This window comes from Propioniciclava tarda, assembly GCF_900182665.1.
Lineage (GTDB): Bacteria > Actinomycetota > Actinomycetes > Propionibacteriales > Propionibacteriaceae > Propioniciclava > Propioniciclava tarda.
Genome location: NZ_FXTL01000013.1, coordinates 45,348 through 59,594 on the forward strand (window position 1 = coordinate 45,348; position 14,247 = coordinate 59,594).

General features: G+C 71.7%; 12 protein-coding genes and 1 pseudogene. 4 read left to right on the forward strand and 9 right to left on the reverse strand.

Translation table 11 applies throughout. From position 1 onward, the window contains the following. The first annotated feature begins 6 nt into the window (after positions 1–6). The 3 genes from FN821_RS10295 to FN821_RS10305 all read left to right on the forward strand — a co-directional run bounded on the left by FN821_RS10295 (position 7) and on the right by FN821_RS10305 (position 3,728). Positions 7–942, forward strand: coding sequence for a 4-hydroxy-3-methylbut-2-enyl diphosphate reductase (locus FN821_RS10295; protein ID WP_131172527.1), 936 nt, complete (start codon positions 7–9; stop codon positions 940–942). 228 nt (positions 943–1,170) lie between these two features. Continuing rightward, positions 1,171–2,574, forward strand: coding sequence for an MFS transporter (locus FN821_RS10300; RefSeq protein ID WP_241660210.1), 1,404 nt, complete (start codon positions 1,171–1,173; stop codon positions 2,572–2,574). Between the two features lie 131 nt (positions 2,575–2,705). Continuing rightward, positions 2,706–3,728, forward strand: a complete 1,023-nt coding sequence (locus FN821_RS10305; RefSeq protein WP_131172526.1) for a hypothetical protein — start codon at positions 2,706–2,708, stop codon at positions 3,726–3,728. 34 nt (positions 3,729–3,762) lie between these two features. On the opposite strand, the gene hemL is transcribed toward FN821_RS10305, so the two are convergent. From hemL to hemB, 3 genes are all read right to left on the reverse strand, one after another. After that, a complete protein-coding gene (hemL, locus tag FN821_RS10310; RefSeq protein WP_131172525.1) occupies positions 3,763–5,097 on the reverse strand; it encodes a glutamate-1-semialdehyde 2,1-aminomutase in 1,335 nt (444 codons plus the stop codon). Between the two features lie 147 nt (positions 5,098–5,244). Beyond that, positions 5,245–6,654, reverse strand: a complete 1,410-nt coding sequence (locus FN821_RS10315) for a trypsin-like peptidase domain-containing protein (protein ID WP_131172524.1) — start codon at positions 6,652–6,654, stop codon at positions 5,245–5,247. A gap of 136 nt (positions 6,655–6,790) precedes the next feature. After that, entirely contained in the window at positions 6,791–7,771 is a 981-nt protein-coding gene (hemB, locus tag FN821_RS10320) for a porphobilinogen synthase (protein WP_131172523.1), read from the reverse strand. A 267-nt stretch (positions 7,772–8,038) separates the two neighbouring features. Here hemB and FN821_RS10325 point away from each other — a divergent pair, with 267 nt between their 5' ends. Next, on the forward strand, positions 8,039–8,857 hold the full coding sequence (locus tag FN821_RS10325; RefSeq protein WP_131172522.1) for a VldE C-terminal domain-containing protein: 819 nt from the start codon (positions 8,039–8,041) through the stop codon (positions 8,855–8,857). 70 nt (positions 8,858–8,927) lie between these two features. Here FN821_RS10325 and FN821_RS10330 read toward each other — a convergent pair whose 3' ends face one another. The 6 genes and pseudogenes from FN821_RS10330 to hemE form a co-directional block, all read right to left on the reverse strand. Beyond that, the gene (locus FN821_RS10330) at positions 8,928–9,476 is read right to left on the reverse strand and encodes an AAA family ATPase (protein ID WP_131172521.1); all 549 of its coding nucleotides are present in this window, start codon (positions 9,474–9,476) and stop codon (positions 8,928–8,930) included. A gap of 6 nt (positions 9,477–9,482) precedes the next feature. After that, positions 9,483–10,262 carry a uroporphyrinogen-III synthase gene (locus FN821_RS14730; RefSeq protein ID WP_244944437.1) on the reverse strand — a complete coding sequence of 260 codons (780 nt, stop codon included), beginning with the start codon at positions 10,260–10,262 and terminating at the stop codon, positions 9,483–9,485. Further along, positions 10,239–11,159 (reverse strand): annotated as a pseudogene (gene hemC, locus FN821_RS14735) (hydroxymethylbilane synthase); the annotation flags it as partial. The pseudogene hemC and the gene FN821_RS14730, both read right to left, overlap by 24 nt. Continuing rightward, positions 11,156–12,595 (reverse strand): protoporphyrinogen/coproporphyrinogen oxidase, encoded by a 1,440-nt coding sequence (locus FN821_RS10340; protein WP_131172520.1) that lies wholly within the window; start codon positions 12,593–12,595, stop codon positions 11,156–11,158. The gene FN821_RS10340 and the pseudogene hemC, both read right to left, overlap by 4 nt. Then, positions 12,592–13,188, reverse strand: coding sequence for a hypothetical protein (locus FN821_RS10345; protein WP_131172519.1), 597 nt, complete (start codon positions 13,186–13,188; stop codon positions 12,592–12,594). The genes FN821_RS10340 and FN821_RS10345 overlap by 4 nt, the downstream gene beginning before the upstream one ends. Next, complete coding sequence (gene hemE, locus FN821_RS10350) at positions 13,185–14,240, reverse strand: uroporphyrinogen decarboxylase (protein ID WP_206662089.1); 1,056 nt, start codon at positions 14,238–14,240, stop codon at positions 13,185–13,187. The genes FN821_RS10345 and hemE overlap by 4 nt, the downstream gene beginning before the upstream one ends. Positions 14,241–14,247: the final 7 nt, after the last annotated feature.

A 14,247-nucleotide genomic window follows, 5' to 3' on the forward strand; every position in this document is an offset into this window, starting at 1 on the left:
GCCCGCATGACCGAGAAGAGTGTGGTGCTGGCGGCACCCCGGGGCTACTGCGCGGGCGTCGACCGGGCCGTCACGACCGTCGAACTGGCGCTGCAGAAGTACGGGACGCCCGTTTACGTGCGCAAGCAGATCGTCCACAACAAGCACGTCGTGGAGGACTTCGAGGCCAAGGGCGCCATCTTCGTCGATGAACTGGACGAGGTGCCCGAGGGCGCCACGGTGGTCTTCTCGGCCCACGGCGTCGCGCCGAGCGTCCACGCGGACGCCGCGGCCCGCCGGCTGACCACCATCGACGCGACCTGCCCGCTGGTGACGCGCGTCCACACCGAGGCCAAGAAGTTCGCAGCCCAGGGCGTCGACATCGTGCTGATCGGGCACGCCGGTCACGAAGAGGTCGAGGGCACCACCGGCGAGGCGCCGGATGCCATCACCGTCGTCGAGAAGCCCGAGGACGTCGACACGCTCGTCGTGAAGGATCCGTCCAAGGTGACGTTCTTGACGCAAACCACCCTGAGCGTGGACGAGACCGCAGAGACCATCGCGAAGATCCGCAAGAAGTTCCCGCTCCTGACCGACCGGTCGCGCGACGACATCTGCTACGCCACCCAGAACCGGCAGGCGGCCGTCAAGCACATTGCCGAGGGCGCTGACCTGGTGATCGTCGTCGGGTCGGCCAACTCGTCCAACTCCGTGCGGCTCGTCGAGGTCGCGCGCGAAGCCGGCGCCAAGGACGCGCGCCGCGTCGACAACGCGTCCGAGATCGATCCGGCCTGGCTGGCGGGCGTCTCGCGGGTCGGCATCACGAGCGGGGCGTCCGTGCCGGAATCGCTGGTCCAGGGCGTGTGCGCGTTCCTCGAGGCCCACGGCTTCCCGCCTGCGGTCGAGGACGTGCTGATAGAGGAGAAGACCTCCTTCGGGCTGCCGCGGGAGATCCGCGACTGACCACGTTGCACCGCTGAGGCGGGTCGGGTCACGCGCCCGCGGCACCCCGTCACGGTTGGGTTTGCGCCCCGATAGGGGTCACGACGTGGCATGGATGGCCGGTTCCGTCCGCCGTCGGCGTCCTGGAACGGACGCCTCGTCGACCCGGCTTGAACTCCGGCGAGACGTGGCGTCGGCCGATCCTCGCGTCGTCTATCCAGCGTCACCTTCGGCTACTACCCTTCGCCTGTGACCCAGACCGCCAGCCCGTCCGCTGCGTCCGCCAAGACCCCGATCACCCCGCACCAGCGCGCCTGGTTCTGGTACGACTGGGCCAACTCAGGCTTCATCACCACGACGATGACCGTGCTGATCGGCCCGTACCTCAACGCGATGGCGACCGAGGCCGCGTGCCCCAACCTGCCGGACGGGCAGCAGTGCCTCACGACCATCCCGGTGCTCGGGTTCATTCCGATCGACCCGGGCTCGCTGGCGTCCTATGTGACGACCGTGACGACGCTGATCTCGGCGTTCCTGCTGATCTTCGTCGGCGCGATCGCCGACCGCTCGCCGCGTCCGCAGTGGCTGATGGGCCTGTTCGCCTGGGTCGGCGCGGCCGCTGGCACGCTGATGTTCTTCCTGCAAGGTGATATGTGGCAGCTGGGCGTCATCTTGCTGATGATCGCGTCGCTGGCCATGGGCTGCTCGCTGGTCATCTACGACGGCATCCTGTGCCGCATCGCGAAGCCGGACGACCGCGATCGCATCAGCTCGCGCGGCTGGGCCTGGGGGTACGTGGGTGGCGCGATCCTGCTCGCGCTCAACCTCGCGGTGCTGTCGCTCAAGGGGCAGTTGGGCATCTCGACGGGCATGGCCGTCCGCCTCTGTCTGCTGACCGCCGGCCTGTGGTGGGGACTGTTCACGCTGATCCCCGTGCTCGGACTGCGCGGACTCCCCGTGCGTCCGCTCGAGGTGCGGGTCGCCGAGGGTACGTCCACAGCGGGCGCGGTGACCGGCGCCTTCAAACAGCTGGCCGACACCTTCCGCGAACTGCGCGGACTGCCCCAGACGATGCTGTTCCTGCTGGCCTACCTGTTCTACAACGACGGCATTCAGACGGTCATCTCACAGTCGTCGATCTACGGCACCAGCGAGCTGATGATGGAGCAGAGCCAGGTCATGATGACCTTCCTGATGGTCCAGATCATCGCGTTCTTCGGCGCCCTGATCTTCGGCCGCGCGGCCGCCTCCTGGGGTGCGTCGCGCACCGTCATCGTTGGCATCGCCATCTGGCTCGGCGTCGTGCTGGTCGCCTTCTTCGTGCCCAAGGGCAACTTCGGCATGTTCCTGCTGCTCGGCGGGCTCATCGGTCTCGTCATGGGCGGCACGCAGGCGCTGTCGCGCTCGCTCTACAGCCAGCTCGTGCCTCGCGGACGCGAGTCCGAGTTCTTCTCGCTCTACCAGGCGATGGAGCGTGGCACGTCCTGGCTCGGCACCCTGACGTTCGGGCTGGTCTACCAGCTCACCCACTCGTACCGGTTCGCCATCGTCGCCCTCATCATCTTCTTCGTGGTTGGCGGCGTCCTGCTGTCGCGGGTCAAGTTCCGCGAGGGCATCCGCCAGGCCGGCAACGAGGTGCCGCGGAAGATCTGAACAACGTCGGACGCCGCAGCGCCCGCCTCTGCGTAGGCGCGGGTGGTCACCGGGTCCGGATCTGCTCGAGGTTGATTGGCACGGCCCCGCGCTCTCGCGTGCGGTGCCAGACTTGCCACGAGGTGAACGCCATGGGATGCCAGTGCGACGGCTTGATCGCCGAGTTGAAGGACCACCTGCGTGACCTGTCGCTGGCCCGGCGTGAGCTCAAGGTCGAGCAGCGGGCCTTGGAGCTGTACCGCAAGAAGGCGGCGCGGGACGCGCGGCTGAAGCGGTACGAGATCGCCGGTGCCGTCGGCGAGGTGATCGAGTTGGTCGGCCAAGTCTTGTCCCTCGAGAAGGAGCCCGGAGCCATCGTCGCGATGGTCGGCAAGAGCATCGCGGTCGTCTCGAAGATCGTGGCCCTCGTCGAAGACACGGTCGCCGACACCGAGGCCGAGGAGTGGGCGATCATCGCAGCACGGGTCGACAACGCCGTCGACCGGGTCGCCCAGTCGGTCGACCGTCTGCAGCACTCGTTCACCGCGTTCTGGGAGTGCGCCGACCCATTCGTGCCGCGCACCGTGCAGGTCACGCTCGACGGGTCCGCGGACGTGGCCGCCGGGGGCTTTCGCTCCCAGTCGACGATGACGCTGGCGGCGACGATCCCCTTGTCAGCCCTGAAGGCCGACTGCGCCGACGACTATCGCGACCGGCTGAAGTCGTGGCTGGCCGACGACGTGACCACCATCTACCGCGGCACGGTTCCGGCATCCGCTCAGGTGTCGGCCTTCCGCTTGGTCGGGGCGTCCGGCATCGCGCGGGTGACTGAGCAGTCCTACAGCGTGGCCGACGGCGGCGTGCAGGTGGGGGCGGCGGTGCTGTGGTCGCGGAAGAACCCGAGCCGCCTCACGCTGGTCGGGATCTCGGTGTCGGGCTCGCAGCCGCTGCGCCTGAACGCGGTCGTGGAGGTTCTCGGACAGTCGCAGTCCATCAGCACGACGGTCGAACTGGCGGGACAGTTCAAGGAGGCGGTACTGGTGCTCCGCCTGCAGGTGGGCGGCACCCGCCCGGCAGTGCGGGTCAGCGATCCGGGGACGCCGTGGGTCTGGGAAAGGTCGGACGCCGGCGCCGGCGTCCGGCGGGCGGGACGCGTCGAGGTGCGCGCGGGGTGAGCGCGCACGGACTCGACGGAGAGTGACCGGCGACTCAGGACGCGCGTCGCGCCGAGGCGGCCGCCCGGGCGGCCGCGGGTAACGCGTCCAGGATGCGCGACAGCGCCGCGTCATCGTGTGCCGACGACAGAAACCAGGCCTCGAAAACGCTCGGGGGCAGCGTGACGCCGGCGTCCAGCATGGCGTGGAAGAACGGCGCGAACCGGAAGACGTCCTGGGCCTGGGCCTCGGCGTAGTTCCGGACGCCGCGGGCGGCGGCGTCCTCCCCGAAGAAGACCGAGAAGAGGTTGCCCGCCCGCTGGACGACATGCGGCACGGACGCCCCTGTCAGGGCCTCGCCGATGGCCGTCTGCAGCACCTCGGACGCCTCGTCGACCCGCGCGTACACGGAAGCGTCCGCCAGGCGCAGCGTCGCGATACCCGCCGCCGTGGCCAGCGGGTTCCCCGACAAGGTGCCGGCCTGATAGACCGGCCCCAGCGGTGCCAGCAGGTCCATGATCTCGGCGCGCGCCGCCAGGGCCGCCAGCGGCATCCCGCCGCCCAGCACCTTGCCGAACGTCACGATGTCGGGGACGTAGCGTGGGGCGTCCGGGCTGTTGTCGTGTCCCCAGTACCCGGCCGGTCCGACGCGGAAGCCGGTCAGCACCTCGTCGAAGATCATCAGCGCCCCGTGTTCGCGCGTCACCTCGCGGATGGTCTCGTTGAAGCCGGACGCCGGCGGCACCAGCCCCATGTTGGCCGGGCAGGCCTCGGTGATCACGCAGGCGATCCGCTCGCCGTCGGCGGCGAAGGCCGCGCGGAGCGCGTCCGGATCGTTGTAGGGCAGGACGATCGTGTCGGACGCCGCCCCGTCCGTGACGCCGGACGAGCCTGGCAGCCCGGCGGTCGCGACGCCGGAGCCCGCGGCGGCGAGCAGGGAGTCGGAGTGGCCGTGGTAGCAGCCGGCGAACTTGACGATGCGCGGGCGTCCGGTGGCGCCGCGGGCGAGCCGGATCGCCGTCATCGTCGCCTCGGTCCCCGTCGAGACGAACCGCACCTTCTCGACGAAGGGAATGCGTGCCTTCACGGCTGCCGCCAACTCGACCTCGGCGGTGGTTGGAGCCCCGAAGGAGAGGCCGCGCGTCGCGGCGTCCTGGACGGCCTGCACCACCTCGGGATGCGCGTGCCCGAGCAGCGCCGGACCCCAGGAGCAGACCAGGTCCACGTACTCACGCCCCGTGATGTCCACGACGTGCGGGCCCTTCGCCGAGGCGAGGAAGACCGGCGTCCCGCCCACCGAGCCGAAGGCGCGGACCGGCGAGGAGACGCCGCCGGGGATCAGCTCGCAGGCGCGAGCGAAGACCTCTTCCATCGACAGGTGGCCGGGCATCTCACTCCTTGGTCGCGGGGACAGCGATTGTCCCACGCCTGGACCTCGCGGTGTCGCGATCGGCCACGCCCTGGCGGGCCCCGCGTCGCAGCCGGCCCTGTGGAAGCTCGCCTCGACCCTCGTCCGCTGCGCGCTGTAACGCGGGTGTCAGTTGACGGGGCTGGCCGCCAGCGTGACGTCGGCGGTGTGGGCCGCACCTGCGGCGTCCATCCAGGCGACCTTGACGGACTGCCCGGGCTTGTGGCCGCTGAGGGCTGCGGCGATGTCGGCCTGTGAAGCCACCTTCGTGCCAGCGATGGCTGTGATGGTGGACCCGGCCGTCAGCCCGGCCTTCGCCGCGGGGGTGCCCGCGGTCACCTGAGACACGACCGCAGATCCGGTGGAGCGCGTTGCGACCATGACTCCGAGGTAGGCGTTGGGCCCGACCCGGACGCTCCCGGCGTCGTGACCCGAGCGAATCTGCTGCACGATCGACAGCGCCCGTGCGATCGGGATGGCGTACGTCGCGGTGGTGGTCGGCGCCTGGGCCGTCCGGGGGCCGCGGTACGTCTGCTCGCCGGCGGTGGTCATCGCCGTGACCTCGGCCTGGGCGTCGAACAGGGGTCCGCCGGAGTCACCGGGCTGCGCGGCCGCGTTGGTCTCGTAGACGTCCTTGAGGGTCTCGGTGCCCGAGGCGCTGTCGTTCGACACAGTGACGGTGGCGGACGTGTCCGTGATCTGACCCGAGGCGGCCGTCAGGTACTCCTGGCCGTTGGCGTTGCCCACCGCCGTGACGGCGGCGCCGACGCTGACGGCGTCCTGGTCGAACGTCACGACGTCCAGCCCGGACGCGTCCGCGAGCTGCAACAGCGCGACGTCGTTCGTGGCGTCATGGCCGACGACGGTGGCCGTGTACGTGCGTCCGGACGTGGCGATCGTGACCTTGACCGCCGTGCTGCCCTGGACGACGTGGTAGTTGGTCAGCACCAGCCCCGACGCGTCGATCACCATGCCGGTGCCGGCTGCGGTCCCGTTGGTCATGGTCGTGTTGATCAGGACGACGCCCTTGCTCTGCGCGTCGGTGGGCGTCGACTGGGTCGACTTCTGGGCGGTGCCGGTTCCGGCCGCCGGGGCGGTCGTCTTCGGTGCGGACGCCGGCTGGGTCGCCTGCCCGCTCTGGGCCGGGGCGGACGCCGCGGGTCGCGTTTGCTGGGGGGCGGCCGAGGTCATTCGCGCCGTGATCATCCCGGACGCCCCCGCCACGAGCGCGAGCGCCGTGAGGGCGCCGAGGCCGGCCAGGACGAGCCGACCTGTCCGCGACCGGCGGCGTCCGCCTACCGCCGTCGCACCGCCGAGGCTAGGGGGCCAGACCTGGTCGGACGCCGCCGCGTCACCCGGGCCAGAGGGGACCGCAGCCTGCGGCGTCCAGTCTGAGAAGGAGTAGGGGCGAGCGTCCGCGGCCGGAGCAGGGAAGGACACCACCGGGGCCGGGACCTGGGGCGTCACGGGGATCGGCGCCTGACCGGGCCGGGCGAAGGCGTCGGGTCTGCCGTAGTCGGGGGTGTTCTGCTCAGCCATGTCCTGCACCGTCCTCGGCGTCCCTCGACGCCAACGGGTCAAGTTCAGCGAGCGTCGCTGGCTGTTCCATGGGCGGCGCCTGTGAAGTAGCTGTGGGTGCCCCCGAGCGGCCCCTGACTCCGCGGGGGACCCTGGCTCAGCGGAGGCGTCCGGCCAACTCCAAGGCCCAGTAGGTCAGGACGACGTCGGCTCCGGCGCGGACGATGCTCGTCACGGTCTCGTCGATGGCCCGGTCGCGGTCGATCCAGCCCCGGTGGGCGGCGGCCTCCACCATCGCGTACTCGCCGGAGACCTGATAGGCGGCCACGGGCACCGGCGAGACCGCGGCCACGTCCGAGATCACGTCGAGGTAGGCGCCCGCGGGCTTGACCATCACCAGGTCGGCGCCCTCCTCGATGTCGAGCAGGGCCTCGCGGAGGCCCTCGCGGCGGTTGGCCGGGTCCTGCTGGTAGGTCTTGCGGTCGCCCTGCAGGGACGAGCCGACGGCCTCGCGGAAGGGTCCGAAGAAGGCGGACGCGTACTTCGCCGCGTAGGCGAGGATCGCGGTGTCGGTGTGCCCGGAGGCGTCCAGGGCGGCGCGGATCACGGCCACCTGGCCGTCCATCATTCCGGAGGGGCCGACGACGTGGGCGCCGGCGCGTGCCTGCGCGACGGCCATCTCGGCGTACAGGGACAGGGTCGCGTCGTTGTCGACCCGTCCGCGGGCATCGAGGACGCCGCAGTGTCCGTGGTCGGTGTACTCGTCGAGGCAGGTGTCGGCCATGATCACGGTGGCGTCGCCAACGGCGTCCGCCACGGCGCGCAGGGCACGGTTCAAGATGCCGTCGACCCGGACGCCGCCGCTGCCGGAGGCGTCCTTGTGGTCGTCGGTGGGGACGCCGAACAGCATGATGCCGCCTAATCCCGCCTCGGCGACGCGGCAGGCCTCGGCCTTGACGGACTCGAGCGTGTGCTGGACGACCCCGGGCAGCGACGAGATCGGCCGCGGAGCGTCGATGCCCTCGGCGACGAACACGGGCAGGATCAACTGGCCAGGATGGACCCGCGTTTCGCGGACGAGGTTCCGCATCGCGGCCGTCGTGCGCAGCCGTCGGGGTCGGTTCACGGGTGGCTTCATGGGGCTCCTTTGCAAGTTCACCCTACCGTCGGACGCCGAGTCGCGAGCCGTCTCGAAGGGCGGTTGCTGAGAGCCGCTCAGGTTGCGTCCTGAGAATCTCTCAGCTAGCGTTCTACCTGTTCTCAACTTCTTGACAGCTGGAGTTTTCACGTGACCAAGCCCCGCCGCGTTGCCGCAGGACATGCGCCGACGTCTGCTCGGTTGACCACTCCCCGTCATGCGGTTCCTCCCCGCCGCGCGATCGAGCCGATCCGCAGCGCGCGGCTGATGCCCTCCACCTCGGCCATGGCGACCACGGCGACCGTGTGCGCGCTGGCCGTGGCGACGGCGACCGCCGTCGCGGTGCCGGCGGCAGCCGCCGACGTGAGCCCGACGTCGTCGGCCAACCTCCTGACCTCTGTTCCGTCCGAGGCGCTGGCTTTCACCACCATCACGCAGGGCAAGCGGTTCGTCCTGAACGAGGCCGTGCAGCTGTCTTCGGTCCAGCACGCCGCCGAGAAAGCCGCCGCCGACCAGGCCGCCGCGGCTGCCGCTGCGGGCCAGGCCGGTACGGCTGACAAGGCTGCCGCCGACAAAGCTGCTGCTGACAAGGCTGCTGCAGCGAAGGCTGCCGCTGACAAGGCTGCTGCTGCGAAGTCGGCCGCCGCGAAGGCTGCGGTCACCAAGACCTCCGGGACGTCGGCCGTCGCCGTTCCCGCAGCCCCGGTCGCCGAGGTCGCGACGGGCAGCAGCCCCTTTGGCTCGGCGTCGAAGTACGGACTCAAGGGTGGCGCGGTGAAGACGTACTACGTCATCACGTCCCTCTTCCCCGGCATCAACTCCGTGGGTGGCTACCGGCCGTACAGCCTGTCGAACCACCAAAAGGGCCTCGCCATCGACTTCATGCTGACCCAGGGTGCCGAGTCGGCGCTGGGCTGGACGATCGCGAAGTACGCCGCCGCTCACGCCAGCGAGTTGAACATCAACCACATCATCTTCGAGCAGCGCATCTGGACGCCCGGCAACCCCACGTGGCGCAAGATGGAGAACCGTGGCAGCGCCACCGCGAACCACATGGACCACGTCCACATCTCGATGAACAGCTGAGAGCTCATCAAGAACGCAGGGCCGCCTCTTCGGAGGCGGCCCTTCTTGCGTCCTCGGACGTCGGGACGGCTCAGCGACCGTCGAGTTGGCTGAGCAAAGCTCGGTAGGTCGCGTCCGGATCGGCCCTGACGCTGGTGAGCACGACGGCGTCCGGACGCCGAGGCAGGATCGCGAGCAGGCTGGCGAGCATCCCGCGCAGGAAGACGTCGCCGCCCTGCTCGTCGACGATCGTCCTGTTGTGGCGGTCCCACGTGGTCTCGTCCGGTCGGTCGGTGAAGCGCGCGACGCACTCGTCGGCGTCCGCCAGCAGGACGATCTCGCGAAAGTCGGCCCCGGCCGATCGAGCCGAGGCCGCGAACGCCTCGATCTCGTCCAGTCGCGCGAGGTACTGCGGCAGCACCACGTCGTGGCCCCCGGCCAGGTGCGCCCTCGCCATCGCCCGGGCCGCGGGACGCAACAACAGATGGGTGTCGTTGGCCGGATCCGTCCAGCCGCCCACGAGCGGGAGCAGCCGATCGATGTCGAGGTTCAGGGTCCCCGGGTGCTCGTCGGCGTACCGGGCCGCGAGCGTGGACTTGCCGATCGCCGGGGGGCCGTTGAGGTGGATGAGCCTGGCCATGACTTCTCAGCCCAGCGCCGCGATGACGGCGGCGACGAGGCCGGAGGCGTCCTGGGTGGGCGCGACGGCGTCCACCCGCAGACCCAGGTCGGAAGCCGCCGCTGCGGTCGGCGATCCGAACGCCACGATCCGCGTCCGCTCGGGCGGTGGGCCGAGGAGGGTGCTCACCGCCTGGGCGATCGATCCGGAGGTGAGGGCCACGGCGTCGTAGAAGCCGCGCCTCCAGGCCTCGTGGAGGCCGGCCGGGGCGTCCGACAGCGTCTGGGTGGTGTAGGTCGGGATGGAGACGACCGTCCAGTCCTTGGCGCGCAGGGCCTTGGCGAGCGTCGGCTTGGCCAACGCGGAGCACGGCAGCAGGACGCGTCCTGGACCCGACGGGAAGATGGCCGCGAGCGACTCGGCCGTCATCGACCCGGTGGGACTCAGGGCGACCCGGACGCCGGCGTCCTCGAGGGCGCGACGCGTGGCCGAGCCGACGGCGGCGACACCGGACCTGCCCAGCGCGGCCGGGTCGTAGCCCTGGTCGAGCAGCACCTGGACGGCGGTCGGCGACGTGAAGATCACCCAGTTCGCGTCCCGTGGGAGGCGCGGGAAGCGTTCGATCACGGTCTCCGTCAGCGGGACGCAGTCGACGTCGGCGCCAGCCGCGCGGAGGGCGTCCGCCAGTGCGCCGTCGGCGCGGGGTAGCAGGACGCGGCGTCCGATGAGGTCGGTCGACCCACTCGGCGACCACAGGGCCTGATCGTCGTGGAAGTCGGGCAGTTGGCTGGCCCGGGTCGCACCCAGCGGGGTCACCTCGGCCGCGCCTGACGACAGCAGGGACCGGGCGGCGCGGCGTCCGAGAGCCTCGGGATCGTCGTCCGGGGTGGCCTCGACGGTGCGGCCGGCGACCTTGGTGCCGTCGGCGCTGAGCACCTTGACCGCGAGGCCGACGCGTCCGCCACGACGCTCGCACAGGGCGCCGACCGGGGCGGCGCAGCCCGCGCCCAGCTCGGCCAGGACGGCCCGTTCGGCGGTGGCCGCGAAGCGGGTGTCGGGGTCGTCCAGCGCGGCGAGGGCGGCCAGCACGTCCGCGGCGTCGGCCCGGCACTCGACGGCGAGCGCCCCTTGCGCCGGGGCGGGCAGCAGGGCGTGCAGGACGTCGGTCACGGCGTCCGAGAGTCCGAGCCGGGCGAGCCCGGCAGCCGCGAGAACGACGGCGTCCAGGTCGGCGTCCGGGCCCTGGGCGCGGGCCAGGCGGGTGCCGACGTTGCCGCGGATCTCGACCAGGACCAGGTCGGGCCGCAGGGCTCGGAGTTGGGCCGAGCGGCGCGGCGACCCCGTGCCAACGCGGGCCCCGCGGGGCAGGCGCGCCAGGGTGAGTCCGTCGCGGGCGCAGAGCACGTCGTGCCAGTCCTCACGGGTCGGCACCGCGCCGATGACGAGCCCGGTGACGGGGGCGGTCGGCAGGTCCTTGAACGAGTGGACGGCGATGTCGACGGTGCCCGCGAGCAGTGCCTCGCGCAGGGCCGCGGCGAACACCCCGGTGCCGCCGGAGGTCACGAGCGAGCCAGTCGTCACGTCGCCCTCGGTCTTGATGACGCGCAGCTCGACGTCATGGCCGAGCGCGCGTAGGGCGCCCGCGACCGTGCCCGACTGGATGGTGGCCAGCTGCGATCCGCGCGTCCCGAGAACGATCTTCACGGGGCCACCGTAGCCAGTTTCGCGCCGACCGCCGCCGCGTGCGGGAGGACCGCGGCCAGCCCCGTCCCCGCGCACCAGGCGCCGGTGATGCCGAGTCCGGGCAGGCCGGACGCGTCGGCGTCCAACTGGGCGACGCGCGCCCGATGGGCGAGCGTCTGCGGGGGCAGCGAGTTGGGGAAGCGGACGGTGTGAGCCCCGCGCACGTGTTCGACGCCGACGTGGACGCCGAGCAGCGTCGAGACGTCGGCGAGGGTCTCGCCGAGCGGCGGCTCGACGGTCGGCGTCCCGGCGCGGCCGTAGGAGACGCGCAGCACGTGGTGGCCGCCACGTTCGCGGACCCACGGCCACTTCACCGAGTAGTGGGTGAGGGCCTTGCACGCGACGCGCGGCTGGTCGCCCGGACGCGGCGGCGTGACCAACAGCCCAGACCCGCGCGGTGCGGCGTCCAGGGCGGGGCAGTCGAGCGCGAGATCGACGCTGAGCAGGTCAGCTCCGCGGGGGAGCGTCCAGTCGCCGATCGACAGTTCGGGGATGCGGCGGAGCAGGTCCAGGGCGGCGCGTCCGTCGAGGGCGATCACGAGGCGGGGGGTCCGCAGCGTGGTGGGCTGGCCGAGCGGCGTCCGGGGCAGGTGTGGCTCGCCCGGCGATGCGGCGTTGTCGATGGTGACCAGCCAGGACACCCCGTCGCGCCGGACGTCGGTCACCATCATCTCGGGGTAGATCTCGCCGCCGCGCGCTTCGATGTCGGACGCCAGCGCCTGCGGCAGCCGGAACATGCCTCCCACAACGCTGGACACCACCGCGCCGGCGGGCGCAGAGGCCCGGATAGCCCGCGCGGCGGCGGTCAGCGAGCCCTCGGCGGCGACCGTCGCGCGCAGTCCGGGGACGATGGTGTCGACGGCCAGCTCGGCCGGATCCGCGCTGTGGACGCCGCCGGCGATGGGCTCGACCAGAACGTCCAGGACCTCCCGGCCGAGGCGGGCGGTCACGAAGGAGGCGAGGTCGTCGGCGTCCGAGCCGATCTCGGAGCCCATCACGAGGTCCTCGCGCGCGCGGGCGAGGCCGGCGGGGGAGAGGGCGCGGACGACGTCCGGATCGTCGAGCGAGGTCGGGATGCCCAGGACGCCGTGCGGGATCTCAAAGGCGTGGCCGCCGTCGGCGTGCGACCAGATCCAGGAGCGGCCGGACGGGTCCAGCACCTCGAGCCCCAGGTCGCGACAGAGCTGGGCGGCATAACGCGAGCGCTTGGCGAACGACTCCGCGCCGAGGTCGACAGCGACGCCGCCGAGGTCGTCGCCGAAGACGAGCCCGCCGACCCGATGCCGGGCCTCGATCACCAGCGGTTGGACGCCGGCCATCGCCAACTCCCGGGCCGCGTTCAGCCCCGCCAGACCGCCGCCGACGACGACGGCCGGTAGGTCGTCGACGTCGCTCATCGGTCGCCCGTCGTCAGTCGGGCCGTCGCGAACAAGGCCGTCCGCCCATCAACTGACTGAACGTGAAGCGTGCCGCCGCCCTGGTCGGGCACCGCGAGAGCGAGCCCGCTGGAGAAGAAGCTGGCAGACCCCTCCGCGTTGGCGCCGGAGGCCATCAGGTCGCGGACGTGCGGAGGGATGTCGAACGGAGAGCCCGCCTGCTGGGGGAAGGGGTGTTGCTCAGGCGCGGGGCCGCGGCCCTCACGACGAAGCGCGCCGATCAGGACGTCCGAGAGCCGCGTCGCGCCGCCGGGGTAGGTGGTCAAGTCCGTTGGCCACACGGCCCGCTGGCTGGTGTAGCGCGCGTGGCGCCGGTCGACGTGAGCGGGCTCGGCAGGGGTCCAGGCGATGTCGTATTCGGCGGTCACTGCATCGGCCAGGCGGGCGACGAGGCCGTCGTACGCCTCGGCCTCGGAGAGCGTGATCGGTCCTCCGACACCACCGAACGGCGGCATGGCGTCCCGGAGACCTTTCAGGTCGCGGAAGAACCGGAACAGTCCGAACAGCCCTCGATACTCGCGCGACTGCCCGTCCCACGGGCCTGGACCACTCATGCGGGCAGCGAGTGGATCAGCGCGACCAGGCGCGTCAGCACGTCCGGATCGGTCTCCGGCGGGACGCCGTGGCCCAGGTTGACCACGTGGCCGGGCGCGCGGCGTCCACGCTCGACGACGTCACGGGTGGCCGCCTCCAGGGCGTCCCAGCCGGACGCGAGCAGCGCCGGGTCGATGTTGCCCTGCAGCGGCTTGCCCGGGACCAGCGAGGCGGCCTCGTCGAGAGGAGTCCGGTAGTCGACGCCGACGGCGTCCGCTCCCTTGGCCATCTCGGCCAGCAGGTGCCCGGTGCCCGTGCCGAAGTGCAGCCGCGGGGCGCCCTCGACCAGGGCCAATGCCTCGCGCGAGAACGGGGCCACGCGCGCGGCGTAGTCGGCCAGCGAGAGCGAGCCGCACCAGCTGTCGAACAGCTGCACCGCGGACGCCCCCGCCGCGACCTGGGCCGCCATGAACTCGCCGGAGATGCGGGCACACCAGGTCAGCAGCGCGTTCCACGACGCGGGGTCGGCGTGCATCATCGCGCGGGCGGCCAGGTGGTCGCGGCTCGGCCGCCCCTCGACGAGGTACGCCGCCAGGGTGAACGGGGCGCCGGCGAAGCCGATCAGCGGCGTCCAGGACGCGTCACCCGAGGGCGTCTGGCTCAACTCGGCGACGACCAGCCGGACGGCGTCCGTGATGGCCGAGACGTCGCCCAACTCGCGCGTGACGAGGGCGGCGACGTCGGACGCGGTGCGGACGGGGGCGTCCATCACGGGGCCGATCCCGGGCGCGATGTCGACGCCGACGCCGGCCAGCTTGAGCGGGACCATGATGTCGGAGAAGAAGATCGCGGCGTCCACGTTGTGGCGGCGGACGGGCTGCAGCGTGATCTCGGCGGCCAGCTCGGGACGCAGGCACGAGTCCAGCATGGCGACGCCGCGGCGCACCTCGCGGTACTCGGGCAGCGACCGTCCGGCCTGCCTCATGAACCACACCGGCAGGGTGCGTGGGCGGGTGCCCGCGAGGGCCTGCAGCAGCGGTGGCGTCGTCACGGATGCGATTGTGCCGTAGATCGACACC

Coding starts and splice junctions, on each gene's coding strand:
- FN821_RS10330 (WP_131172521.1), bottom strand. CDS start 9,476: ATGGCCAGGCTCATCCACCTCAACGGCCCCCCGGCGATCGGCAAGTCC.
- FN821_RS10295 (WP_131172527.1), top strand. CDS start 7: ATGACCGAGAAGAGTGTGGTGCTGGCGGCACCCCGGGGCTACTGCGCG.
- hemL (WP_131172525.1), bottom strand. CDS start 5,097: ATGCCCGGCCACCTGTCGATGGAAGAGGTCTTCGCTCGCGCCTGCGAG.
- hemB (WP_131172523.1), bottom strand. CDS start 7,771: ATGAAGCCACCCGTGAACCGACCCCGACGGCTGCGCACGACGGCCGCG.
- FN821_RS10340 (WP_131172520.1), bottom strand. CDS start 12,595: ATGAGCGACGTCGACGACCTACCGGCCGTCGTCGTCGGCGGCGGTCTG.
- FN821_RS10345 (WP_131172519.1), bottom strand. CDS start 13,188: ATGAGTGGTCCAGGCCCGTGGGACGGGCAGTCGCGCGAGTATCGAGGG.
- FN821_RS10325 (WP_131172522.1), top strand. CDS start 8,039: ATGCCCTCCACCTCGGCCATGGCGACCACGGCGACCGTGTGCGCGCTG.
- FN821_RS10315 (WP_131172524.1), bottom strand. CDS start 6,654: ATGGCTGAGCAGAACACCCCCGACTACGGCAGACCCGACGCCTTCGCC.
- FN821_RS10305 (WP_131172526.1), top strand. CDS start 2,706: ATGGGATGCCAGTGCGACGGCTTGATCGCCGAGTTGAAGGACCACCTG.